The 24601-nt window shown below is 67.8% G+C and carries 22 protein-coding genes; 16 read left to right on the forward strand and 6 right to left on the reverse strand.

The window, feature by feature from the left end; translation table 11 throughout:
- The first annotated feature begins 6 nt into the window (after window positions 1–6).
- Window positions 7–1152 carry a beta-ketoacyl synthase N-terminal-like domain-containing protein gene (locus ACWGCN_RS19890; RefSeq protein WP_452459968.1) on the forward strand — a complete coding sequence of 382 codons (1146 nt, stop codon included), beginning with the start codon at window positions 7–9 and terminating at the stop codon, window positions 1150–1152.
- Window position 1153: 1 nt separating this feature from the next.
- Here ACWGCN_RS19890 and ACWGCN_RS19895 read toward each other — a convergent pair whose 3' ends face one another.
- Complete coding sequence (locus ACWGCN_RS19895; protein WP_378994126.1) at window positions 1154–2977, reverse strand: sensor histidine kinase; 1824 nt, start codon at window positions 2975–2977, stop codon at window positions 1154–1156.
- 139 nt (window positions 2978–3116) lie between these two features.
- On the opposite strand from ACWGCN_RS19895, the gene ACWGCN_RS19900 reads away from it, so the two are divergent.
- Complete coding sequence (locus ACWGCN_RS19900) at window positions 3117–3899, forward strand: sigma 54 modulation/S30EA ribosomal C-terminal domain-containing protein (protein ID WP_378637062.1); 783 nt, start codon at window positions 3117–3119, stop codon at window positions 3897–3899.
- Between the two features lie 4 nt (window positions 3900–3903).
- Here ACWGCN_RS19900 and ACWGCN_RS19905 read toward each other — a convergent pair whose 3' ends face one another.
- Window positions 3904–4536, reverse strand: coding sequence for a response regulator transcription factor (locus ACWGCN_RS19905; RefSeq protein WP_056824462.1), 633 nt, complete (start codon window positions 4534–4536; stop codon window positions 3904–3906).
- A gap of 329 nt (window positions 4537–4865) precedes the next feature.
- Here ACWGCN_RS19905 and uvrA point away from each other — a divergent pair, with 329 nt between their 5' ends.
- Complete coding sequence (gene uvrA / locus ACWGCN_RS19910) at window positions 4866–7838, forward strand: excinuclease ABC subunit UvrA (RefSeq protein ID WP_378994130.1); 2973 nt, start codon at window positions 4866–4868, stop codon at window positions 7836–7838.
- Window positions 7839–8304: 466 nt separating this feature from the next.
- Here uvrA and ACWGCN_RS19915 read toward each other — a convergent pair whose 3' ends face one another.
- Entirely contained in the window at window positions 8305–8646 is a 342-nt protein-coding gene (locus ACWGCN_RS19915; protein WP_378637057.1) for a DUF1844 domain-containing protein, read from the reverse strand.
- Window positions 8647–8980: 334 nt separating this feature from the next.
- On the opposite strand from ACWGCN_RS19915, the gene infC reads away from it, so the two are divergent.
- The 4 genes from infC to ACWGCN_RS19935 all read left to right on the forward strand — a co-directional run bounded on the left by infC (window position 8981) and on the right by ACWGCN_RS19935 (window position 11276).
- Entirely contained in the window at window positions 8981–9712 is a 732-nt protein-coding gene (infC, locus tag ACWGCN_RS19920; protein WP_378637346.1) for a translation initiation factor IF-3, read from the forward strand.
- A 30-nt stretch (window positions 9713–9742) separates the two neighbouring features.
- On the forward strand, window positions 9743–9940 hold the full coding sequence (gene rpmI / locus ACWGCN_RS19925; RefSeq protein WP_056824456.1) for a 50S ribosomal protein L35: 198 nt from the start codon (window positions 9743–9745) through the stop codon (window positions 9938–9940).
- A 116-nt stretch (window positions 9941–10056) separates the two neighbouring features.
- Complete coding sequence (gene rplT, locus ACWGCN_RS19930) at window positions 10057–10443, forward strand: 50S ribosomal protein L20 (protein WP_019046423.1); 387 nt, start codon at window positions 10057–10059, stop codon at window positions 10441–10443.
- 35 nt (window positions 10444–10478) lie between these two features.
- The gene (locus tag ACWGCN_RS19935) at window positions 10479–11276 is read left to right on the forward strand and encodes a TrmH family RNA methyltransferase (protein ID WP_452460140.1); all 798 of its coding nucleotides are present in this window, start codon (window positions 10479–10481) and stop codon (window positions 11274–11276) included.
- Window positions 11277–11279: 3 nt separating this feature from the next.
- Here ACWGCN_RS19935 and ACWGCN_RS19940 read toward each other — a convergent pair whose 3' ends face one another.
- A complete protein-coding gene (locus ACWGCN_RS19940; RefSeq protein WP_452453695.1) occupies window positions 11280–11768 on the reverse strand; it encodes a MarR family winged helix-turn-helix transcriptional regulator in 489 nt (162 codons plus the stop codon).
- A gap of 94 nt (window positions 11769–11862) precedes the next feature.
- On the opposite strand from ACWGCN_RS19940, the gene ACWGCN_RS19945 reads away from it, so the two are divergent.
- Window positions 11863–12729 carry an NmrA/HSCARG family protein gene (locus ACWGCN_RS19945; RefSeq protein ID WP_452460141.1) on the forward strand — a complete coding sequence of 289 codons (867 nt, stop codon included), beginning with the start codon at window positions 11863–11865 and terminating at the stop codon, window positions 12727–12729.
- Between the two features lie 6 nt (window positions 12730–12735).
- On the opposite strand, the gene ACWGCN_RS19950 is transcribed toward ACWGCN_RS19945, so the two are convergent.
- Window positions 12736–13308 carry a TetR/AcrR family transcriptional regulator gene (locus tag ACWGCN_RS19950; RefSeq protein WP_378994139.1) on the reverse strand — a complete coding sequence of 191 codons (573 nt, stop codon included), beginning with the start codon at window positions 13306–13308 and terminating at the stop codon, window positions 12736–12738.
- Between the two features lie 102 nt (window positions 13309–13410).
- Between ACWGCN_RS19950 and ACWGCN_RS19955 the strand changes: the two genes are divergently transcribed.
- Window positions 13411–14844 (forward strand): DHA2 family efflux MFS transporter permease subunit, encoded by a 1434-nt coding sequence (locus ACWGCN_RS19955; protein ID WP_452460142.1) that lies wholly within the window; start codon window positions 13411–13413, stop codon window positions 14842–14844.
- On the opposite strand, the gene ACWGCN_RS19960 is transcribed toward ACWGCN_RS19955, so the two are convergent.
- Window positions 14829–15293 (reverse strand): hypothetical protein, encoded by a 465-nt coding sequence (locus tag ACWGCN_RS19960; protein ID WP_452460143.1) that lies wholly within the window; start codon window positions 15291–15293, stop codon window positions 14829–14831. The two genes, ACWGCN_RS19955 and ACWGCN_RS19960, sit on opposite strands and share 16 nt — an antisense overlap.
- A 491-nt stretch (window positions 15294–15784) precedes the next feature.
- On the opposite strand from ACWGCN_RS19960, the gene ACWGCN_RS19965 reads away from it, so the two are divergent.
- The 7 genes from ACWGCN_RS19965 to ACWGCN_RS19995 all read left to right on the forward strand — a co-directional run bounded on the left by ACWGCN_RS19965 (window position 15785) and on the right by ACWGCN_RS19995 (window position 24420).
- The gene (locus ACWGCN_RS19965; RefSeq protein ID WP_452460144.1) at window positions 15785–16357 is read left to right on the forward strand and encodes a Uma2 family endonuclease; all 573 of its coding nucleotides are present in this window, start codon (window positions 15785–15787) and stop codon (window positions 16355–16357) included.
- A gap of 367 nt (window positions 16358–16724) precedes the next feature.
- Window positions 16725–17786 (forward strand): phenylalanine--tRNA ligase subunit alpha, encoded by a 1062-nt coding sequence (gene pheS / locus ACWGCN_RS19970; RefSeq protein ID WP_067457595.1) that lies wholly within the window; start codon window positions 16725–16727, stop codon window positions 17784–17786.
- A 19-nt stretch (window positions 17787–17805) separates the two neighbouring features.
- The gene (pheT, locus tag ACWGCN_RS19975) at window positions 17806–20307 is read left to right on the forward strand and encodes a phenylalanine--tRNA ligase subunit beta (protein WP_452460145.1); all 2502 of its coding nucleotides are present in this window, start codon (window positions 17806–17808) and stop codon (window positions 20305–20307) included.
- A gap of 290 nt (window positions 20308–20597) precedes the next feature.
- Window positions 20598–22040: a TerD family protein gene (locus ACWGCN_RS19980; RefSeq protein WP_452459520.1), complete on the forward strand. Its 1443-nt coding sequence runs from the start codon at window positions 20598–20600 to the stop codon at window positions 22038–22040.
- Complete coding sequence (locus ACWGCN_RS19985; RefSeq protein WP_452459521.1) at window positions 22037–22795, forward strand: alpha/beta hydrolase; 759 nt, start codon at window positions 22037–22039, stop codon at window positions 22793–22795. The genes ACWGCN_RS19980 and ACWGCN_RS19985 overlap by 4 nt, the downstream gene beginning before the upstream one ends.
- Window positions 22796–22847: 52 nt before the next feature.
- On the forward strand, window positions 22848–23348 hold the full coding sequence (locus tag ACWGCN_RS19990; protein ID WP_378994153.1) for a PspA/IM30 family protein: 501 nt from the start codon (window positions 22848–22850) through the stop codon (window positions 23346–23348).
- Between the two features lie 46 nt (window positions 23349–23394).
- The gene (locus ACWGCN_RS19995; RefSeq protein ID WP_378994155.1) at window positions 23395–24420 is read left to right on the forward strand and encodes a hypothetical protein; all 1026 of its coding nucleotides are present in this window, start codon (window positions 23395–23397) and stop codon (window positions 24418–24420) included.
- Window positions 24421–24601: the final 181 nt, after the last annotated feature.

Here is a 24601-nt window from a genome sequence, read left to right on the forward strand (position 1 = left end):
GATTCTATGTCGATCGCCGGCATGGGTGTTGTCTCCGGTTACGGGTGGGGTCGGGAATCGCTGTGGCAGGGATTGTTGGGGTGCAAACCGGCAGCCCGTTTGTACCCCGGTTACGGGCCCGGACGTGATCAGCATGCCTGGGTCGGGCTGATTCCCGACGGTGGTGACGCAGCCTACGGAACCGGTCTGTTCGGGCGTGCCGTGTTCGCCGCGGCCGCCGAGGCGATCGCCGACGCGCAGGAACGCGGGTGGCGCCGGGAGGGGCGCACCGTCGGCCTCGTGCACGCGTTCACCCTGGGCGATGTCGCCGATTGGCGCGATTTCTACCGTCGTGACGAGGGCCACCGGCGCTCACGCGACTATCTGCGGATGCTGCCGTCGACACCCATTTCGGTGGTGATGCAGGAGTTCGGTTTCCACGGGCCCGCGATGAACGTGTCGGCGGCGTGCAGTTCGGGCACTGTCGCGCTGCTGACGGCGAAGATGTGGCGTGACGCGGGTCTGGTCGACGATGTGTTGTGCATCACCACCGACCTGTCGGCCACCCCGGACATGCTCGAACATTTCGTCGGTCTGGGTGCCGCGATCGCCGATGCCGACCCGTTCACCGCCTGCAGGCCCTTTCAGGAGGGCACCCTCGGTTTCACGATGGCCGAGGCGTCGGTGGCACTGCTGCTCACCGACGCGGTCGAGCGGCCCTATGCGCGGCTGCTCGGCGGCGCGATGACCAACGACGCCTTCCATGTCGTCTCGGTCGATCCCAGCCACGCCCAGATCATCGCCTGCGTCCGGCGCGCTCTGGCCGACGCGGGGATCGACGCCGGCGACGTGGCGTACTACAACGCGCACGGCACCGGGACCAGGCAGTGCGATGCCGCCGAACGCGACGTGCTGCGCACCGTCTTCGACGACCGGCCCGCCATCGCCGCGCTCAAACCGCTCACCGGGCACTGTCAAGGCGCCTGCGCGGCGGTCGAAGTCGCCGCGATCTCTCTGTCCTACGAGCGCGGCATCGTCGCGTCGGCGCCGGCTGTGGCGCCCGCGCACCCGCGACTGCTCAACGGCCCGACCCCGCTGCTCGACGGCGCGACGCTGAAACTGTCGATGGGAATGGGCGGCAACAACGCCGCCGTGGTCTTGGCCGCGGCCTGACTCAATCCTCGCCCGTCTCGGGTCCGGCGGCGAGGGCGAATCCGCCGGTCGTCGGCGCGTCCTGGGGCAGGGGCACCGCCCAGCGCAGCTGTGTACCCGGCATCTCGGGGTGGTTGCCGTCGGCGTCGGGGCGTTTCGCCGGACCGACCTCGAAGTACCCGCCCGCCTCCTGCGCGCGCTGCTCGAGATTGCGCAGCCCGCTGCGGATGACGTGGTTCGGGATACCCCAGCCGTTGTCGGACACCGTGATCACCAGATCGTCGGCCACCTCGATCACGATGGCGACGGTGTCGGCGCCGGAATGGCGCACCGCGTTGCTCACCGCCTCGCGCACCACTGCCTCGGCGTGGTCGGCCAGCTGCGGATCGAGGACCGACAGCGGGCCCGACACCTGGATCGTCGCGCGCAGGGCGATATCGGAGGTCTGGCGCCGGATCGCCACCTCGAGGCGCTGCTGCAGCCCTTCGCTGTGACCGGAGCCGCTGGCGTGCAGATCGAAGATGGAGGTGCGGATCTCCTGCACCACCTCTTGCAGATCCATGATCACCGTCGAAAGCCGTTGCCGCACTTCGGGAACCACTGCCTTGGGCAGGGTCGCCTGCACGGTGAGGCCGATCGCGAACAGGCGCTGGATCACATGGTCGTGCAGGTCGCGCGCGATCCGGTCGCGGTCGGCGACGAGGTCGAGTTCGCGCATCCGCTGCTGCGCGTCGGCCAGCCGCACCGCCAGCGCGGCCTGATCGCAGAAGGCCGCCGTCAGCTCGAGCATCTCGTCGGAATACGGCGCGAAACCCGGCGGCCGGAACGTCACCAGGACGCCGAGGGTGGCATCGGGGGTGCACAGCGGCAGCACGAGAGCCGGTCCGGCGCCGGGCAATTCGGCCACGGGGAACTCGACGCCCAGTGTCACCTGCGACACGTCGTCGAAGCGCAGCGGTGTGCGTCTGCTGAAGGCGTCGCCCACCACCGTCCCCGCGATCGGGATGGTCTGCCAGTCCTGGCCCGCATCGGGGCCGGTCCACTGGGTGACCACCAATTCGCTGATCTCGCCGGGCAATTCGTCGGGCACCGGCACCGAGGCGAGAAACGCCTGATGCGATCCGGTGAGCCCGCGCGCGTGATCGACCACATGACCGAGCACCCGATCGGATTCGGTACCGGCCAGGAATTCCGTCGCGATATCGCGCGTCGCCTCGATCCACGCCTGCCTGGTGCGTGCCTGCTCGTAGAGTCGCGCGTTGTCGACCGCGATGCCCGCGGCGGCCGCCAGCGCCAGTACCAGGACTTCGTCTTCCTCGGTGAACGGCTGACCATCGGACTTCTCGGTCAGATAGAGACTGCCGAACACCTCGTCCCGAATGCGTACGGGCACACCGAGGAACGTGTGCATCGGCGGATGTCCCGCCGGAAACCCGATCGAGGATTCGTGCTGGGTGAGATCGGCCAGCCGCAGCGGCGCCTTGTGCGCGAACACCGCGCCGAGTACGCCGTGGCCCGCGGGTAATCGCGCGATCCGGTCGCGGATCTGATCCGGCATGCCCTCGTCGATGAACTGCGCGACCTGCTGATCGTGGCCGCGGACCGCCAGCGCGCCGTAGCGGGCGTCGACCAGGCTCATCGCGGTCCGCACGATGGTGCGCAGGGTTTCGTCCAGGTCCAGACCCGCGGTGACGGTGAGCATGGCCTCGACGAGGCCGTCCATCCGATCGCGTGAACCGATCATCACTTCGACCCGATCGGCGACCTCGCCGAGCAGGCTGCGCAACATCTGCCGCGACACCGTCTGGTCAGCCGAATAGCGGCCGCCCCGACCGTCGTTCGCCATCGCAGTACCCCGTCTTCGCAGCTCCTCGAGTGAGTCGAAGCAAAGTCTAGTCCGCAATGAGGGGACTTTCGGCCCTTCACTCGCACCGGCGGTAGTGGTGGCATTGGGCACCGGGAATTGGGATCGAGAAGTGGGGCACATGATGAATTCGTTGTCGAGCACCCAGCACTGGACGACCGCCGCGGACCCGGAGCTCGCCGTGACCACGCGTGGCGAAGTGCCGGCCCAGGACGTCACCCGTGCTGTTCGGGCCATCACCCGCGTGATGCGCAGGCATCATCTCGACAGTCCGGCCAGGGTGCGCGTCACCGCGCCGCAGGGGTACGACGAGCCGACCCTGGTGCAGGCCAATATCCGTACCAACGACACCTTCACCCGTGTCCAGGTCACCGGCCCCGGCGGTTTCGCGGTCACCTTCGCCGCCGAACGGCTCGACCGTCAGCTCGCCCGCCGCGCGGGCAAGGAAGCGCGCGGCGCGTGGCCCGACCCGGCCCGTCGGCCGCTGGCCCAGATCACCGAGACGCGGCCGATCATCCGTCGCAAGGACTGTGCCCTGATGACCGGAACGCCGCTGGAAGCCAGCACCGTGCTGGACGCGATGGACTACGACGCCTACCTGTTCACCGACGCCGATACCGGTGAGGACGCCATCGTCACGTGGGCCGACCCGCACGGCGTCGCGCTGGCCAGGCAGCGGCTCACCGCCGCGGCGGACTCCTCGGCCGAGCTGCCGTTGACCGCTAGCGCGATGCCGGTCCGGGTGGTGCAGGACGCGGCTCCCGTCTTCGCCGAGGACGAGGCCTCCGACGCGCTGTGCGCCGCCGGGCTGCCCTACCTGTTCTTCACCGACAGCCACACCGGCCGCGGCAACCTGCTCTACCGCCGCTACGACGGGAACCTCACCATCGTCGTCCCGTCCTGAACCGTCACGGCTCGCGGAGTTTCGTCGCCAGGACGGCCGCCTGGGTGCGGCGTTCGACACCCAGTTTCGCCAGCAGTCGCGAGACGTAGTTCTTGACCGTCTTCTCCGCGAGGAACATGCGCGCGGCGATCTGCCGGTTGGTCAGACCCTCACCGAGCAGTTCGAGTAGCCGGCGTTCCTGGTCGGTGAGCCCGGCCAGCGGCCCGGAGGGTTCGGCGCTGCGGCGCAGCCGGGCGCGCAGGGCGTCGGCGGCGCGGGTATCGAGCAGCGAGTGGCCCGCGCCCACCTGCTTGATCGCGTCGGCCAGTTTCATCCCGTCGATGTTCTTCACCACATACCCGCTGGCGCCGGCCAGGATGGCGTCGAGCATGGCGTGCTCGTCGGAGAACGAGGTCAGGATCAGGCAGTGCAGGTCGTCGAATTCGGCCAGCAGGTTGCGGCACAGCTCGATGCCGTTGCCGTCGGGTAACCGCACGTCGAGGACCGCGACATCGGGGCGGGCCTCGCGGATGCGCACCATCGCCTCGGCGACACCGCCCGCCTGACCGATCACAGTGAGTTCTGGATCACCTTCCAGCAGGTCGATCAACCCTCGCCGCACGATCTCGTGGTCGTCGACCAGGAACACCTCGAGCACGCCGGCTCCTTCATCATGTCGAGCGATCCCCCTGTCGTCAAACATAATCCGCATTGCTGAAATCGTGGGTGTAGAGCCGAAACTCGACGACAACGACCCGACCTCGAGGAGGGTCCCGCCGCGCAGCGGCGGTTCGCGGCCGTCCCGTCGATCAGGTGCCGTTGCGTAGGCGACGTAGGAGCAAGCGACGGCGCCTGATCGACGGGACCGCGGGGCCGCGAACGCGAGCGCACCAGCGCTCCAGCCAAATCTGTCGGACCCCCGGCCTAGCATTGGCGACGGGGGAATATGTCCGGTCGGCGGATGACGATGGAGAAGGGATTCACCAGGTGGCGGAACGCCTCACTGTGCGCGGAGCTCGGGAACACAACCTGAAAGGTGTAGACCTGGATTTGCCGCGCGACAGCCTGATCGTGTTCACCGGTCTGTCCGGTTCCGGGAAGTCGAGCCTGGCGTTCGACACGATCTTCGCCGAGGGACAGCGTCGCTACGTCGAATCGCTGTCGGCCTACGCGCGTCAGTTCCTCGGGCAGATGGACAAGCCGGATGTCGACTTCATCGAGGGGCTCTCGCCCGCGGTGTCGATCGACCAGAAGTCGACCAACCGCAACCCGCGGTCCACGGTCGGCACCATCACCGAGGTCTACGACTACCTGCGCCTGCTCTACGCCCGCGCGGGCACGCCGCACTGCCCGGTCTGCCACGAGCTGATCGAAAAGCAGAGCCCGCAGCAGATCGTCGACCAGGTGCTCGCGATGGACGACGGCCTCAAGTTCCAGGTGCTGGCGCCTGTGGTGCGCACCCGCAAGGGCGAGTTCGTCGACCTGTTCGACCAGCTCAAGACCCAGGGTTACTCGCGCGTGCGGGTCGACGGCGTGGTGTACCCGCTCACCGATCCGCCGAAGCTGAAGAAGCAGGAGAAGCACGACGTCGAGGTGGTCGTCGACCGCCTCTCGGTCAAGGCCGCCTCCAAGCAGCGCCTCACCGACTCGATCGAGACCGCGCTGCGCCTGGCCGACGGCATCGTGGTGCTCGATTTCGTCGACCGCGACGAGCACGCCCACGACCGGGAGCGCCGCTTCTCCGAACGTCTGGCCTGCCCCAACGGCCACCCCCTCGACATCGAGGACCTCGAGCCCCGTTCGTTCTCCTTCAACTCGCCCTACGGCGCCTGCCCCGACTGCACCGGCCTCGGCATCCGCAAGGAAGTCGATCCGGAACTGGTGGTGCCCGACCCCGACCTGAGCCTGGCCGACGGCGCGATCGCCCCGTGGTCGCGCGGGCAGACCGCCGAGTACTTCAACCGGTTGCTCTCCGGGCTGGCCGAGGCGGTCGGCTTCTCGATGGACACTCCGTGGCGCGATCTGCCCGCGAAGGCACGCAAGGCGGTGCTGGAAGGCAGCTCCGACCAGGTGCACGTGTCCTACACCAACCGCTACGGGCGCAAGCGTTCCTATTACGCCGATTTCGAAGGCGTGATGCCGTTCCTGCAGCGGCGCATGGAGAACACCGAGTCCGAGCAGATGAAAGAGCACTACGACGGGTACATGCGCGATGTGGCGTGCCCGGTCTGCAACGGTTCCCGGCTGCGCCCGGAGATCCTGGCCGTCACCCTGGCCTCGGACGGCACCGACAAGTCGATCGCCGAGGTCAGTGAACTGTCCATCGGCGACTGCGCGCACTTCCTGAACGCGCTCACGCTGGGGGAGCGCGAGACCGCGATCGCCGGACAGGTGCTCAAGGAGATCCAGGCCAGGCTCGGCTTCCTGCTCGACGTCGGCCTGGAGTACCTGACGCTGTCGCGGGCGGCCGCGACCCTGTCCGGCGGTGAGGCCCAGCGCATCCGGCTGGCCACCCAGATCGGTTCCGGTCTGGTCGGTGTCCTCTATGTTCTCGACGAGCCCTCGATCGGTCTGCACCAGCGCGACAACCGCAGGCTCATCGAGACGCTGCTGCGGTTGAAGAAGCTGGGCAACACGCTGATCGTCGTCGAGCACGACGAGGACACCATCCGCGCCTCGGACTGGGTGGTCGACATCGGCCCCCTCGCGGGCGAGCACGGTGGTCGCGTGGTGCACAGCGGTCCCTATGAGGAGCTGCTGACCGAGCCCGAATCGCTCACCGGCGCTTATCTTTCCGGCCGCGAGCAGATCGAGCTGCCGCTGGTGCGGCGCGCGATCGACAAGAAGCGCAAGCTCACCGTCGTGGGCGCCACCGAACACAATTTGCGCAATGTCGACGTGGCGTTCCCGCTGGGTGTACTCACCGCGGTCACCGGTGTCTCCGGTTCGGGCAAGTCGACCCTGGTCAACGACATCCTGGCCACCGTTCTCGCGAACAAGCTCAACGGTGCCCGCCAGGTGCCGGGCCGGCACACCAGGATCAACGGCCTCGACAACCTCGACAAGCTGGTGCAGGTCGATCAGTCGCCGATCGGGCGCACCCCGCGCTCGAACCCGGCCACCTACACCGGCGTCTTCGACAAGATCCGCACCTTGTTCGCCTCCACCACCGAGGCCAAGGTGCGCGGCTACCAGCCCGGGCGGTTCTCGTTCAATGTCAAGGGCGGGCGCTGCGAAGCCTGCTCGGGCGACGGCACGCTCAAGATCGAGATGAACTTCCTGCCCGATGTGTACGTCCCGTGCGAGGTCTGCCACGGCGCTCGGTACAACCGGGAAACCCTCGAGGTGCACTACAAGGGCAAGACCATCGCCGAAGTCCTCGACATGCCGATCGACGAGGCGGCCGACTTCTTCGAGGCGATCACCTCGATCCACCGCTATCTCAAGACCCTCGTCGAGGTCGGCCTGGGTTACGTGCGGCTGGGCCAGAGCGCGCCGACCCTGTCCGGCGGTGAGGCGCAGCGCGTGAAGCTGGCCGCCGAGCTGCAGAAACGGTCCATGGGCCGGACGGTCTACATCCTCGACGAGCCGACCACCGGCCTGCACTTCGAGGACATCCGCAAACTGCTCAAGGTGATCAACGGACTGGTCGACAAGGGCAACACGGTGATCGTCATCGAACACAACCTCGACGTCATCAAGACCGCCGACTGGGTCATCGACATGGGCCCCGAGGGCGGTTCCGGCGGCGGTACGGTGGTCGCCACCGGCACGCCGGAGGATATCGCCGGGGTGTCGGACAGCTACACCGGTCAGTTCCTGAAGGAAGTGCTGGCAGCGCCGGCGCCGAAGAAGCCCGCTGCGAAGAAGGCGGCGAAGAAAGCCGCCCCGGCGAAGAAGGCACCGGCGGAGACGACCGCGGCCAAGCGGTTGGCGCGAAAGGCGGCCGCGCTGCGCTGAGCCGGGCTACCGTCCTTTTCGAGACGTTCCGGCAGGGACTTTCCGAAAGCGCCACGAAGTGAAACAGCCGTGGGTAACATTCGCCTCACCGTCCCCGGAATGCCGGGTAGTAGCGGTTTGTCGACGGCTCGATCGTCGTGTAGTTCGAAAGGAACGTCCTCATGGATGAAGCCACCACGGCGCTCATCGCCCAGATTCTCGGTTTCCTCGCCGGCGGGTCATCGTTGGCTTACGAGCCCACCAAGCCGACCGTCTGACCTGGATTCGAAAGGAACGCCTGTAATGGATACCGGAAGCGCGGCGCTGCTCACCGCACTCGCCAACATGATCTCCTCCGGCTCGGCCGTCTCGGTCACCCCCGGCGGTCCCACTCCGACCCCCGTGGTCTGAGTCGCGACGTTCGCTCGCAGCACAGAAAAAGATCCGCCGACGCACTGCGCCGGCGGATCTTTTCGTTGCGCAGAACTCAGTGCACCGGGCCGGTGTACTTCTCGCCCGGTCCCGTCCCCGGCGCGTCCGGTACCGAGGATGCCTCGCGGAACGCGCGCTGAAGCGCTTGCAAACCCTCGCGGATCGGGCCGGCGTGCGGGCCGAGGTACTCCACCGAGGCCGTGACCAGTCCGGCCAGTGCGGTGATCACCCGGCGCGCCTCGTCGAGGTCGACGCCCGCGCCCGAATCCGGGTTCTCGCCTGCCAGGCCCAGCTTCTCCGCGGCCGAACTCATCAGCATCACGGCGGCCCGGCTGATCACCTCGACAGCGGGGATGTCGGCCAGGTCGCGCACAGGAGGATCGAGCTCGTCAGTCATGCTGATCAGGCTATAGCGAGCCCGATCGCGGTTGCTCGCGCCCGGCCGATTCGGTGATAGCCCAACGCCATGCTAGACTTTCCGCTGACGACCGCCCCTGGATGTGTCATGCATCCGTGGGGCAGATAAGTGGAGCCCGACTCCCACCGTTACCGGCGATCCATCGTTCGGATAAACGGTCCCGGTCACCCGCTCATTGTGGTGGGTTTCCTGTGTGCCTGGCGCGCGGGGGTCGACAACCGAGCTCGTCAGGGCATCGGCTGTGGGCGATCGGTCGACATCGGGCCCCGTCGCGGAGAAATACCGCAGCGGGGCTTTCGTGTTGAATCAGGGGTTGCAGTTATTGCGTGCGGTCGTTAAGACGACACCGCTTGACCTAGGAGGCCCCATCAGCACTGAGACCCGCATCAACGATCGCATCCGTGTTCCCGAGGTTCGTCTCATCGGACCCGGCGGCGAACAGGTTGGGATCGTGCGTGTTGAAGATGCACTACGCGTCGCGCTCGAAGCCGACCTCGACCTCGTCGAGGTAGCACCCGATGCCCGTCCGCCGGTCTGCAAGATCATGGACTACGGCAAGTTCAAGTACGAGACCGCGCAGAAGGCGCGCGAGTCCCGTAAGAACCAGGTCCAGACCGTGATCAAGGAGCAGAAGCTCCGTCCGAAGATCGACGACCACGACTACGAGACCAAGAAGCGCAACGTGGTTCGCTTCCTCGAAGCCGGGTCCAAGGTCAAGGTCACGATCATGTTCCGCGGTCGTGAGCAGTCGCGTCCCGAACTCGGCTTCCGGTTGCTCCAGCGTCTGGGCTCCGATGTGGCCGATCTCGGGTTCGTCGAGACCTCGGCCAAGCAGGACGGCCGCAACATGACCATGGTCCTCGCTCCCCACAAGGGTGCGAAGACGCGGGTGAAGGCCCAGCAGGACTCTTCGGCGCCGGCGGCGACACGTCAGCCGCTGCCGACCGGTCCCGCGAGTGCAGACCCGGCCGCGCCGGTCGAACCGGCCGCACCGGTCGAGCAGGCCGCGCCTGCCGAGCAGGCTGCGCCGGCCGACCCGCAGTAAAACGATTTCAACGACTAGATAGAGGAATCCATGCCGAAGAACAAGACCCACAGCGGCGCCAAGAAGCGATTCAAGGTGACCGGCCGGGGCAAGCTGCTTCGCGAGCAGGCGAACCGTCGCCACCTCCTGGAGCACAAGTCCTCTCGCCGGACTCGTCGTCTGGAAGGCACGGAGTCCGTCGCTTCCGTCGACGTCCCCCGCGTGAAGCGGCTGCTCGGTCTCGCCTGACCTTTCCGGTCAGCTCGACCGTCGCAACCCGACGATTCCGCGGCCGGGATAACCGGACGCCGACAACTACCGAATTCGGGCGCCGCCGCGCCCCCAGATGATCAAGGACTATCACAGTGGCACGCGTCAAAAGGGCCGTCAACGCTCAGAAGAAGCGCCGTTCCATCCTCGAGGCCTCCAAGGGCTACCGGGGCCAGCGTTCGCGCCTGTACCGCAAGGCCAAGGAACAGCAGCTCCACTCGCTGACCTACGCCTACCGTGACCGCAAGGCGCGCAAGGGTGACTTCCGCAAGCTGTGGATTGCTCGTATCAACGCCGCCGCGCGTCTGAACGACATCACCTACAACCGCTTCATCCAGGGCCTCAAGGCCGCTGGTGTCGAGGTGGACCGCAAGATCCTCGCCGAGCTCGCGGTCTCGGACGCCGAGGCCTTCGCCGGCCTGGTGGCTGTCGCCAAGGCCGCGCTGCCGGCCGACGTCAACGCCCCGGCCACCGCTGCCTGAGCTTGACAACACACAGCGATCTGTCGGAACGGCCCGTGGACGCGCTCTCCGAGCGCAATCCGCGGGTCGTTTCCGCTGTCAAGCTCCAGCGCGCGGCCCAGCGCCGCAAGTCCGGCCTGTTCCTCGCCGAGGGGGCCAACGCGGTGTCCGCCGCTCTGGAGACCGGCCGCGTCCGGGAGATCTTCTATTCGCTCGCGGCCGCCGGTCGTGAGAACGCGCTGATCGCCGGTGCCACCGCCGACGGCGTCCGTACCACCTTGGTCAGCGATCGCGCCGCCGAACATCTCGGTGAAACCGTCACGGCGCCCGGCCTGGTCGCGGTGTGCGAACTCATCGACGTGCCGCTCGGTGAGATTCTCGATGGTCGCCCACGGATGCTCGCCGTCCCGGTGGAGATCGCCGAACCCGGCAACGCGGGGACCCTGATCCGGGTCGCCGATGCGGTCGGCGCCGACGGGGTGGTGCTGGCGGGCGAGACCGTCGACCCGCACAACGGCAAATGCGTGCGCGCCAGCGCGGGCAGCCTCTTCCACGTCCCTGTGGCCCGCAGCCGCGACATCACCGCGACTCTCGACGCGATCTCCGCCGCGGGCGTGACGATCCTCGCGACCGCCGCCAACGGCGAAGTCGACCTCGACGCCGCCGACGAGATCCTGCGCGGACCGGTCGCCTGGCTCTTCGGCAACGAGGCCCACGGCCTCGACCCCGCCGTCGCCGCCCGCGCCGATCACCGCATCCGCATCCCCATCCACGGCCGTGCCGAAAGCCTGAATCTGGCCGCGGCAGCGGCTATCTGCCTCTACGCGAGCGCCCGCGTCCAGCACGCGAGGTAGTTCTCACGCCGGTGCGGTGCGGGCCCGGAGATAGTCGATCTGGGTGTGGCTGAGCTGCTCGGCCTTGCGCATGTGATCGGTGATCACCGCAAGCTCGTCCTCGGTATGGGTGTCGAGTAGCGCCTCCCAGCCCTCGCCGAGGTCGTCCCAGACGGCGGTGACGCGGGCGACGCGCTCGGGCACGGGGGAGACCAGCACCCGGCGGCGATCCTCGGCATCGGGTTCGCGCATCACATAGCCGTCGCGTTCGAGTCGATCGACCAATCGGGTGGCGGAGCCGGTGGTGAGTCCGGTCAGATCGGCGATCTGTTTGACGGTGAGTGGCTGCGGCTCTGCGGTGAGCAGGCTCAGGCATTGCAGATCGGTGGGGTGGAGGCCCAGATGGTCGGCGACTGCCTGATTGAACAGGACATACGAGGCCATGTATTGCCGTGAGACGCGCGACAACTCCGCGTAGCGGGCACGTCGACTCTGCTCTGTAATCCGGATCACACTCCTTATCAGCTGCGCGACGCAGTTAAAACGGATAGATTGCTGCATGACACAGTTAATGTGCCACACAGCAAATCATACCGGAGGAAACATCATGCTCACCATCGCCGTGGCCGGTGCCACCGGCGCACAGGGCGGCGCCACCGCTCGCGCCCTGCTCACCCTGGGTCACCGCGTCCGCGCGCTCACCCGATTTCCCGACAGCCCCGCCGCGGTGGCGTTGCGCGATCTCGGCGCCGAGATCCACTACGCCGACTTCGACGACCGTGGCTCCCTCGGCGTCGCCCTGGCCGGTGTCGACTCCCTTTTCGCCGTAACCACGCCGTTCGGCACCGACACCGCCGCCGAAACCCGCCACGGCGTCACCCTCATCGATGCCGCCGGTGCCGCACATGTCGGCCACATCGTCTTCACCTCCGCCGCGCATGCCGACCGCGCCACCGGAATCCCGCACTACGACAGCAAATTCGCGATCGAAGAGCATCTGCGGGCGAGCGGCGTCCCGTGGACCGTCATCGCGCCCGCCGCCTTCATGGACAACTACGCCACCGGCTGGACCCTCGACGGCCTCCGTGACGGCACCTTCGCCTGGCCGATGCCCGCCGATCGCCCGCTCACGCTGATCTGTGCCGAGGACATCGGCGCCTTCGCCGCGCTCGCCCTCGATCGCCGCGCCGAGTTCGCGGGCCGCCGCATCGACATCGCCGCCGACGAACTCACCCCGGACCGGCTCGCCGCCGCCCTGGCTGTCGCCCTCGGCCGTCCGATCGCGCACCACGAAGTTCCGCTCGACTACGTTCGCGGCCATTCCGAGGATCTGGCCGCCATGTTCGACTACTTCGCCACCGTCGGCCTCGACGTCGATGTCAGCGGCCTGCGTCGTGCGTACCCCGACGTCGCCTGGCATTCGTTCACGGACTGGGCCGATGCGCAGAACTGGTCCGCGCTGCTCGCGCGCTGACCGGCCTCAGCACGAGGGGGTGGTGGCACTGCGCAGGTCGGTGAGGATTTCGGTGGCCCAGGGGAGCGTGATCGCATCGCTGCCCGCGACCTGCATCGCGGTCATGATGGTGAGCAGCATGCCGGTGGCGACGAAGCGGCGCGATTCCAGTGTGTCGGCGCCGGTGAGTTCGCCGATCAGGCGATAGATGCGCCCGAATCGCTCCCGCATGTGGTCGCCGATCGCCGGATCCGCGCTCGCGGCGGCGCCGTGCAGCAGTACGAGGGGGAGTTCGCGTTCGGCCAGGAAGACATCGAAGCCGTGGCCGAGGGTGCGCAATGCCTCCGAGGTGTCGGCGCCGGGGGCGATCTCGGCGTCACGGAACACCTGCTCGATGCGCGTACACACCTCCAGCAGGCAGGCGATGAACAGCTGCTGCTTGGTTCCGAACAGGCGGATCACATAGGGCTGCGACACTCCCGCCAGTCGGGCGATCTCATCGGTTTTCGTTGCGGCATAGCCGGTTTCGGCAAAGGCATGGATCGCGGCTTCGAGCACCTGGGCGCTGCGCTCGGACGCGGTCATCCGGGTTCTCGTCATGGGCGTCACTGCCTCCTCGTTCGAATGCCTCTTGACATGTTATCAGTCGATGCATAACGATAAGCGAGGAAGTTATCAGTCAATAACAACTAAGGGTTTGGCATGACGCAGACACTCGAATCCGGCGGCGCGCGAGTCGCCGTGACGCCACCGAACTCCGGGGCGAAGAACAAGCCGCTCGGCGCGGTGATCGCCGCCGTCGGCATTCCGATGTTCATGGTCACGCTGGACAACCTCGTCGTGACGAACGCCCTCCCGGTGATCAAAACCGAACTGGGAGCGTCACTGTCGGACCTGCAATGGTTCATCAACGCCTACACGCTGTCCTTCGCCGCGCTGCTGCTGTCGGCGTCGGCCCTGGGCGACAGGATCGGCCGTCGCCGGGTCTTCCTGGCCGGAATCGGCATCTTCGTCGTCGCTTCCGCGGCGTGCGCGCTGGCCACCGAGCCGTGGATGCTCATCGCCGCCCGTGCGGTGCAGGGCGTCGGTGGTGCCGCCGTCATGCCACTGTCGCTCACCTTGCTGGCCGCCGCGGTACCCGAGAAGATGCGCAGCGCCGCGATCGGGATCTGGGGCGGCATCGCCGGCTTGGGCGTCGCCGTCGGGCCGGTCGTCGGCGGTGCGGTGGTCGACGGCCTGAACTGGCAGTGGATCTTCTGGCTCAACGTCCCGATCGGTCTGCTGGCGCTGCCCTTCGCTGCCCGCATGCTGTCCGAATCACGGGGCGCCGCACGGAAACTCGACTACTTGGGCGTGCTGCTCTCAGCTGGTGGCGTGCTGGCGCTGGTCTGGGGTGTCATCCACGGTGCCGATGACGGCTGGACCGCACCGCAGGTTCTCACCGCGCTGATCGGCGGCGCCGTGCTGCTCGTCGCGTTCGTCGTCTGGGAGACCTATGCCACCGATCCGATGCTCCCGCTGCGCATGTTCCGATCCCGCGGCCTGAGCCTGAGCTTCATCGTGTCCTTCGGGTTCTCGTCCGGCGTCTTCGGCTCGATCTTCCTGCTCGCCCAGTTCTTCCAGGTGGTCCAGGGCTACTCACCGCTGGAGTCGGGCATCCGCACGATGCCGTGGACGATGGTCCCGATGGTCGTCGCACCGCTGGCCGGCCTGATCGTCGACCGCGTCGGCGCCCGCACCCTCATCGCGATCGGCCAGCTCTGCCTGGCCGTCTCCCTCGGCTGGATGGCGATGATCACCACCGCCGACGTCCCCTATCTCGCCTTCGTCGCCCCGTTCGTCCTCGGCGGCATCGGCATGGGCCTCACCTTCGCGCCCTCGTCCACCATCGTCATGGCCAGCGCTTCCCCTGCCGACCAGGGCATGGCGTCGGGCATCAGCAGCACCGTTCGCGAAGTTGGCGTCGCCATGGGCATCGCCGTCCTGGCCTCGGTCTTCGCCTCCCACGGCTCCTACACCGACCCCCAGGCCTATGTGGACGGCCTCGTCCCTGCGGTGTGGGTGGGTGCCGCCCTGGTCGCCTGCGCAGCGGTGGTGGCAGCGTTCCTGCCCCGGCACACTCAGCCCGCGCGATAGCCGCTGATCGGTTCCCTGAGCAGGTGGTTGTCGCCGAACGGCACGACAACCACCTGCTCGGCATCGTCATAGATGATGGTGCCCGGTGCGGCGGAGTCCAACCGCTCCCATTCGACGCCGTGCGCGTCGAGGATCGCGAGGTATCCCTTGACCCGCTCGATCATCGACACCGCGCTCGCCTTGAACCACGAGGCGGCACCTGGATGCCGTGCGCGGTCGTACACTCCCGGGTCGACGTCACTCGGATTCGTCAGATTCTCGCTGAACCAATCGTTGCCGCCCCGGCGGAACCGCACCTCCCCGGCACTCAGGTGCCCTGCGGTCCACAGCCCGTTCACCAGGCCGAACACGCCCGGATGTCGACCGTGTCGATTGGGCTGCGCAGCCTGGAATCGAACGTAGGACAGTGCGCTCGCCGACGTGACCCGACGGCCGCTCGGCCCTGTCATCCGACACTGTCCGGGTGCTGGCCCTGCTCGGGCGCCGCCTGCTGTTCGGGCCGGTGCGCGCACAACCCCGCCGCACGCGGGAACGGACGCCGCCCCACGGGCCGAATCCCGAAGCCACACAACGCAAGCCCGCTCCCCGCAGCGGTGAGTCGAGCACGCCGCCCCCGCGCAGACGTCGGATCGCCGGTCTGTTCAGCCATCGAGTCGTCCTGTTCTCGAGTCGAACACGCTGGTGTGTTTGCTCATTTGGACGCGCCCCGATCCCATTCGGTTCCCTCGAATTCGGACTGCTTTCCGATTGCCCTGAGAAACAGCCGATTCGGGCACAACACCCGACGCCGCGCGCAGCTCCGATATCGCGCGGTACGGAGCGCTCCGTGGGGACCGTGGAGGAATTCGTTGCCAGGTCACCGCGGTGAGCCGGTTGATCACTGGCTCGACCAGGTCGCGGTATCGTTGACCACAGCAGTCCGCACGAATGGAGCGACCGCATGACCCTTCCCGCGATGCATCCTCGGCCAGGCAACCTTCGTGAGGTCGCCGAGGAGATCGAACGCGCGACCGGTCTGCGTGTCGAGATTCTGGGAGGGGCGCTCGTGATGTCACCGACCCCACGTGGAAAACACGCGGGTTCCATCCGCCGACTGCGTCAGCAGTTGGAGGCATCGATGCCGAATGGGCTGGCCGCATATGAGGTCACCTCGATCGCGATGCCCGATGATGACGACGATTACTGCACTCCCGACCTGGTCATCCTCCCTGATACCTGGGACACCGACGATGACTGGCTCGCCGACCCCTTCGATGTCGAACTCGCCGTCGAGGTGATCTCGAAGTCGGAGCGGGCGGCGCAGATCAACGGCAAGAACGGCTGGTACGCCGCGGCGGGCGTGCGCGCCCTGCTCGTCATCGACCCTCGCGTCGGCCGCTGGGCATTGTTCGCCGGTCCCGCCGCAGGCGGCTACGCCGAACTGATCGAAGGCATGTACGGCGACCCGATCAGCCTCCTCGATCCCCTGGGGTTGTCCCTCGACACTGCCTGCCTGCCCCGATACGACGAGTAGCCGCGCACGACCCCTGACCAGATCGGTCAGGCCGCGATTGCAGGATCCCATACGAAGGCTGTGCGCGAGTTTGCTCGCGAGCCACTGAACTTCCCGCACAGGATGTTCGAGTGGCATCCATGTGGTTCGTGGTCGACGACAACCCGCGCCGGAACCGGGTGCGAGAATTCGCGCGACCTGCGCTGTGGATCCGCGCCCTCCAGTGCGCTGATCGGTCTGTCTCGCGACCCTGCCGACCTGCGCTGATCGCGTCGCGAGTAATCCGGATGAATCGCGTCAACCCCATCCCATAGGATTTACGCAGCACCGATGCGGGATGGCAATGACGCGCCCGCGAACCGATCCCCAGGGGAGAGTCGAGAAGATCGTGGCCGACGACAACAGTGGAGTCGAGCAAAACGCCTCTTTGACCGAGGAGGCACTCGCGGCAGCGGCGGCGGAGGCCGAGAAGGCGTTTGCCGCGGCGGCCGATCTGGATGCGCTGGCGGTCGCCAAGACCGACTTCATCGGCGGTAAGTCGCCGATCGCGCTCGCGCAGCGCGGTCTGGGCAGTGTGCCCAAGGAGGAGAAGGCCGAGGCCGGTAAGCGGGTCAACGTCGCGCGTAAGCGGGTATCGGACGCGTTCGAGGCGCGCCGTGCCGCACTCTTGGCCGAGCGCGATCAGGCGGTGCTCATCTCCGAGAAGATCGACGTCACGCTGCCCGCCCGTCGTCGGCCCGTGGGCGCCCGGCACCCGATCACCGTCATCTCCGAGCAGATCGCCGACTTCTTCGTCGGCATGGGCTGGGAGGTCGCCGAGGGTCCCGAGGTGGAGACCGAGCACTTCAACTTCGACGCGCTGAACTTCCTGCCCGACCACCCGGCGCGCACCATGCAGGACACCTTCCACATCGCCCCGGAGGGTTCGCGCCAGGTGCTGCGCACGCACACCTCACCGGTGCAGGTGCGGTCCATGCTCGAGCGCGAGGTGCCGATCTATGTCGCGTGCCCCGGTCGCACCTTCCGCACCGACGAGCTCGACGCCACCCACACCCCGGTGTTCTCGCAGGTGGAGGGTTTGGCGATCGACAAGGGCCTGACCATGGCGCACCTGCGCGGTGTCCTCGACGCGTTCGCGCAGGCCATGTTCGGCCCCGAGACCCGTACTCGTATGCGCCCCAACTACTTCCCCTTCACCGAGCCGTCGGCCGAGGTCGACGTGTGGTTCCCGAACAAGAAGGGCGGCGCGGGCTGGATCGAGTGGGGCGGCTGCGGCATGGTCAACCCGAAGGTCCTGATCGCCAGCGGCATCGATCCCGAGGTGTATTCCGGGTTCGCGTTCGGCATGGGCATGGAGCGCACCCTGCAGTTCCAGACCACCATCGCCGACATGCGCGACATCGTCGAGGGTGACGTGCGGTTCACCCTGCCCTTCGGTATCCGGTCTTAGAGAGAGAGCGAAACGTCAAGTGCGAGTAGCACAGTCCTGGCTGACCGAGATCCTGCAGCGCACCACCCCCGAGTGGTCGGTGTCGGCGGAAGAGCTCGACGCGGGCTTCGTCCGGGTGGGTTTGGAAGTCGAAGAGGTCGACAAGCTCGAGCCGATCGGCGGCAGTATCGACAAGCCGCTGGTCGTCGGCCGCGTCGCCGAGATCACCGAACTGACCGAGTTCAAGAAGCCGATCCGCTTCTGCAAGGTCGACGTCGGCAACCCTGAGTTGCAGGAAATCGTCTGTGGCGCGCGCAATTTCGCGGTCGGCGACCTCGTTGTGGTCGTGCTGCCCGGTGGCGTGCTGCCCGGCGGGTTCACGATCTCCTCGCGCAAGACCTACGGGCACACCTCCAACGGCATGATCTGCTCGGTCGCCGAACTCGGCATCGGCAAGGATCACGACGGCATCTTGGTGCTCGAGCCCGGTTCCGCGCAGCCCGGCGACGACGCGAACGTGCTGCTCGGGACCGACGACACGATCATAGAACTCAACATCACCCCCGATCGTGGCTACTGCTTCTCGGTGCGAGGCCTGGCCCGCGAGCTGGCCTGCGGGTTCGACCTCGAATACGCCGACCCCGCCGTGCGCACGCTGCCGGAGGCCGACTCCGAGGCCTGGCCCGTTCGCCTGGACGACGATGCCGACTGCACCCGCTTCGGCGTGCGCCGCGTCACCGGGATCAACCCGAACGCGGTGAGCCCGCTGTGGTTGCAGCGCAGACTGATGCTGTCGGGCATGCGGCCGATCTCCCCGGCTGTCGACGTCACCAACTACGTGATGCTCGAACTCGGCCAGCCGCTGCACGCCTTCGACGCCGCGAAGCTGCACGGCGGTCTGGTGGTTCGCTCGGCGCACAAGGGCGAGACCCTGCGCACCCTCGACGACACCGAGCGCACCCTCGACGCCGAGGACGTGGTGATCGTCGATGATTCCGGCGTCATCTCCCTCGCCGGTGTCATGGGTGGTGCGAGCACCGAGGTCGGCGCGGAGACCACTGACGTGGTGCTGGAAGCCGCCGTCTGGAATCCGCTGCGGGTGTACCGGACCTCGCGCAGGCACAAGCTCTCCTCGGAGGCGGGCAAGCGCTACGAACGCGTCGTCGATCCCGAGATCAACATCGTCGCGCTCGACCGCGCCGCCACCCTGCTCGCCGACATCACCGGCGGCACCATCGAATCCGCGCTCACCGACATCCGGGTGCCGCTGGAGCCGGTCGCGCCGATCGCGATGGACATCGACCTACCCGACCGCGTCGCCGGCGTCACCTACCCGGCGGGCACCTCCGTGCGCAGGCTGGCCCAGATCGGCGCGGGCGTCGAGATCGAGGTCAACGACGCGGGCAAGACCCAGCTGCTGGTGACCCCGCCGAGCTGGCGCCCCGATCTCTCGCAGCCCGCTGACCTGGTCGAAGAAGTCCTGCGGCTGGAGGGCCTCGAGCAGATCCCGTCCGTGCTGCCGACCGCGCCCGGCGGTCGCGGTCTGACCGCGCAGCAGCAGCGTCGTCGTGCGGTGAGCCGGGCGCTGGCCTTCGCCGGTGCCGTCGAGGTGCCGCCGCCGGCCTTCCTGCCCGGTGGCGTGTTCGAGGTGTGGGGGCTCGACGCCGACGACCCGCGCCGCAACACCACCCGCGTCCTGAACCCCCTCGACAGCGACCGCCCCGAACTGGCGACCACGTTGCTGCCGGGTCTGCTGGAAGTGGCCGCCCGCAACATCTCGCGCGGTGCGCGTGACCTGACGATCTACGGCATCGCCCAGGTGGTGCAGCCCGGCGCGCAGACCCACTCGGTCGAGGCGTTGCCGGTGGACCGTCGTCCCACCGACGAGCAGATCGCCGAGCTCAAAGCGTCGCTGCCCGCTCAGCCGGTGCACGTCGTCGCGGTGCTCAGCGGTAGGCACGATCCGCGCGGGCCGTGGGGCCCCGGCCGTGCGGCCGAGGCCGCCGATGCCTTCGCGCTGGTCGACGACATCGCCGACGCGGCGGGTGTGGTCATCGAACGCCGGGCCGCGGCCTACCTCCCGTGGCACCCCGGTCGCTGCGCGGAGCTGCTCGTCGACGGTGTGGTCGTCGGCCACGCGGGCGAACTCCACCCCGCCGTCCTTGAGCGCGCCGGTCTGCCGCCGCGCACCTGCGCGCTGGAAGTGGACCTCGACGCCCTGCCGCTGAGTGAATCCCTGCCCGCGCCGACGATCTCGGCGTTCCCGGCAGTCCTGCAGGACGTGTCGATCAGCGTCGAGAAGACCGTCCCGGCCGCGCAGGTCGAAACCGCGCTCCGCACCGGCGGCGGCGACCTGCTCGAGAGCATCGCTCTGTTCGACGTCTACGAAGGCGCCCAAGCAGGCGAGGGCCGCAAATCCCTCACCTACGCCCTGCGCTTCCGGGCCCCCGACCGCACCCTCACCGAAGACGAGGCCAGCGCCGCCCGCGACGCCGCCGTCGCCTCGGCCACCACCGCGGTCGGCGCCGAACTGCGCGGCTGATCCTCACCCGACATCCGAAGGCCGCCCGGTTCCGCCGGGCGGCCTTCGTCGTGAGCGGTTGTCCCTCAGGTTGTTTCACGTCTGACGAACCCGAACCCGAACCCGGCGCTGCGACGCGAGTGCGGCCGCTGTCGCTCACCGGTGGCGCGCCGCCGATCACGACCGGCACGCGTAGTCGGCGCAAGGATCCAGCTTCGCGGCACGACGCCAGAATTCGGCGGTGGTGCGAGGGGAGTGGGGGCGAGCGGTTGGGCTCGGACCGGGGGCGGGCTAGGTTGGAGGGTGTGTCGATGATGAAAGGTGCCAATGTCGCGGTGCCTGCTTCCGCGGTCCGCGTCGAATTGGGTTGGCAGTCGGGGCCGGGTGTGCCCGATGCCGACGCGTCCGCGCTGTTGCTCGCCGGGGCGAAGGTGCGCTCCGATGACGACTTCGTGTTCTACAACCAGGCCGTGCATCCCTCGGGTGCGGTGCGGCACGAAGGAAAACAGCAGGGGCACACCGTTGTCGACGCGCTCTCGGTGAATCTCGGGCAGGTCGAGCCGCAGATCGAGACGATCGTGCTCGCCGCGTCCGCCGACGGGGGGACCTTCGGTCAGTTCCACGGGCTCTACATCCGGGTGATCGACACCGCGACCGGCGCCGAGGTTGCGCGGTTCGACAGCAGCGGAGCGACCACGGAAACCGCGTTCGTGCTCGGCGAGCTGTACCGCCGCCAGGGTGCGTGGAAGTTCCGCGCGGTCGGCCAGGGTTATGACAGCGGATTGGCCGGGCTCGCTACCGATTTCGGCATCTCCGTCGACGATGCTCCCGCGCCTCCCGCGCCTCCCGCGCCTCCCGCGCCTCCCGCGCCTCCCGCGCCTCCCGCGCCTCCCGCGCCCCCGCAGCCGTTCGGCTCGGGGCAGCCGACTCCGCAACAGTCGTACGCCCCGCCGACACAGCCCTTCATCCCCGCGCCTCAGCCGAACCGGCCCCACACCCCGCCGCCGAGCCCGCCGACCCCGGTGTTCCCGCCGAATCAGCAGCAGTACGCGCCGCCGCCGAACCAGCCCGGCATCCCACCCCAGCGCAACCCCCAGTTCGCCCCGCCCCCACCACCTCCGGTCGACCTCGCCAAGGTCTCGCTCACCAAAGAAGCCCCGTCGGTCTCCCTGACGAAACACGGCGCCACCGGCGGCGTCATGCGCGTGAACCTCAATTGGACCTCGATGGCCGCCACCGGCCGCCTCTTCGGGAAACTCCGCGGCAAGAACATCGACCTCGACCTGTGCTGCTTCTTCGAATTGGTCAACGGCGCGATCGGTTCCGTGCGAGCCCTCGACCGCCGCTTCGGCGCCCTCTACGAACCGCCGTTCATCCACCTCGATCAGGATGACCGCACCGGTGCCAGCATCACCGGCGAGAACCTGTCGGTCAATCTCGACTACACCCAGTTCATCCGCCGCATCCTCGTGTTCGCCTCGATCTACGACGGTGCCAGCGATTTCCGCAATGTGCACGCCACCGTCACCCTGCACACCGTGAATTCCGCGCCCATCGAGATGACGCTCGACGGCTGCGCCGACAACTCCCGCGACGCGGTGCTGTTCGCGCTCGAGAACGTCGACGGCGAGTTCGTGGTGCGCCGCGAGGGCAGCTTCGTCCGCCCGCCCGCCGGGCAACCGGGCGGCGGTGTCGTGGAGATCGCGCGCCTGTACAACTGGGACTTCGGCTTCCAGGCGGGCCGCGGCAAATGATCCGGCATCCCGCGACGCGCGTGCTCAACGCGCTGGTCTACCACCTCGACAAGCACGTCGCACAGACCCCGGCGGCGCTCGGCCTGGACTATCGCGATCTGACCATGCGCACCGCCGATGGCGTCGATGTGCACGGCTGGTTCGTGCGGGCCGAGCGCCCCCGCGGTCACATCCTCTACGCGCACGGCAACGCGGGCACCATCGGCGACCGCGTCTCGATCATCGCGCTGCTGGTCGACGCCGGCTTCGACGTGCTCGCCTTCGACTACCGCGGCTTCGGCCACAGCACGGGCACTCCGAGCGAACAGGGCACCTACCTCGATGCCAGAGCTGCCCGCCAAGCCCTGCTCGAGCAACCCGAAGTCGATCCCGATCGGGTCTACTACCTGGGCAAATCTCTCGGTGGCGGGGTACTGCTCGAACTGGCGGGCGAATATCCGCCCGCGGGCATGATCCTCATGTCGACGTTCAGCGGCATGCGCGCCGCCGCGCGTTCGGTCTACCCGTTCCTGCCCGCGCCGCTGATCCCGAACGCGTATCCGAGCCTGCGGCACATCGCGAACCTGCGCGTCCCGGTCCTGATGATGCACGGTGACCGCGACGAACTCCTCCCGCTGCGCCACGCCGAACGCCTGTACGCGGCGGCGCGGGAACCGAAACAGCTGATCGTGGTGCCCGGCGCGGGTCACAACGATGTGATCGACACGCTCGGCGCCCAGTGGCCGAAGATCATCGCCGACTGGGCGGCTCGATAACGCCGCAGCCCGGTCGTCGTCGAGGGTCGCTGATTCTGCGTAGCCTGGCGGTATGAGCGAAACGAGCGAACTCCTCGGCCGCCTGGCTGCGCTGCCCGACGACGAGCTGGTGTCGGTGCTGCGCGCCGCGGTCGCCGGACGCCCCGGGCTCGGCGCGGTCGCCGCCGCGCTGGCCCAGGCTGAAATCGGTCATGCCGAAACCGGATCGCCTGTGACTCTGGACACGAACGTCATCGACGCGGATGTGGTGCCCGTCGCATCCGGGCAGGTCGGAGGCGCGATGCCGGTACCGCCGGTACCGTCCGGGCTACCGGTGACCGGCGCACCCACCGCCACCGGCGGATATTCCACTTCCGGAGTGCCGACATTCGACTCGGTTCGGGATAAGGTCGAGCAGCGTTTCGGCACCGCGCAGGGAATGGACGAGCTCGACCGGCAGACTCCCGCGGGTCGCAGCGTCGACGAGCAATGGGAGGCGCGGGAGAAGGCCGCGCGTGAGCGGCTGGATCAGATCCGGAAATCGGTGCAGGGCAACGATTCCGGCGAGAAGTAGCCACGCGTCCTCCCTTCCGGTAACGACGTGATGGGTGGACACACAGATGACGCAGGCGCGCCAGATCGCCGACCGACTACTCGATGCGCAGGTGGAATTCCTGCTCGCCGAGGTGACCGGTGAACGGTTCGCCGAGGTGATCGCCCGCGATGTGGCCGCCGTGCTGGCCGTCGGCGAGTCGATCAGGTTCGGTGACGTGGTTTCCCTGGAACAGGGCGAGCAGACGGTGGCCACCGTGTTCGACCGCATCGGCGGCAGCCCCGTGATCGCCGATACCGTCGGTATCTTCTCCGACGCCATCTACGACCACATCGCCTCGAACACCGAATACACCCTCGGCGACGTGGTCGACCGCGAACCGGTGGAAGCGTTGCTGGAGAAGATCTTCGGCATGCACCAGGCCCAGGAGCGGATCCTGGACCGGCTCACCGAGAGCCCGCTCGTCGCCACGGTGGCCTCGCGCTTCGTCGACAAGCTGATCGGCGATTTCATGCAGGCCAATCGCGAGCGCGCCGAGAAGATTCCGGGCGTCTCCTCGCTGATGTCGCTGGGTCAGTCCGCTGCCAACCGGGCCAAGAAGGTCGCCGCCGACAGCACCTTCGTCGGTGACCTCGCGGGCAAGGGCGCGCTGTTCGCGCTCAAGCGCACCAACAACGCCATCCGCGACATGCTGCGCGACGCGCCCGTGCACTCGGCGGCGATGGAATTCTGGGACCTGCACGCCGACGAACCCGTCGCGGGCCTGCGCGAGTACCTCACCCAGAAGGACCTCAACGAGCTGGTCCAGATCTGCTACGAGATCGCGGTGACGACCAGGGAGAAGGAGTACTTCGGCCTGCTCGTGCGCGAGTGCGTCGAGGTGTTCTACGCCAGGTACAGCGACCACACGCTCTCGGCGATGCTGCCCGAACTCGGTCTCGATGCCGACGACATCAGTACCGAGATCCTGCGCTACGGGCCGGCTGTCATCGAGGCGGCCAAGCGCAACGGTGTGTTGGCCGGGCTGATCCGGGAGCGGCTCGAGCCGTTCTTCTACTCCGATCAGGTGCTGGGAATTCTCGGCGGAGAGTAATTCTCTCGAATACCGTTCGGCAACGCGAATTGATCGATACGACTTTGCTTCTCGATTTGCGTGACATCGCCGCAACCGGTAGTGATGTCGAGCATTCGAATTGCCGCTTCTGATCGGCCGCATCAAATGTGCTGTGTGTCACGCTCTCTGGTGACCTGTATGTATCCGGCAGTGAACCGGC

The sequence above is a fragment of the Nocardia sp. NPDC055050 genome (assembly GCF_053608345.1).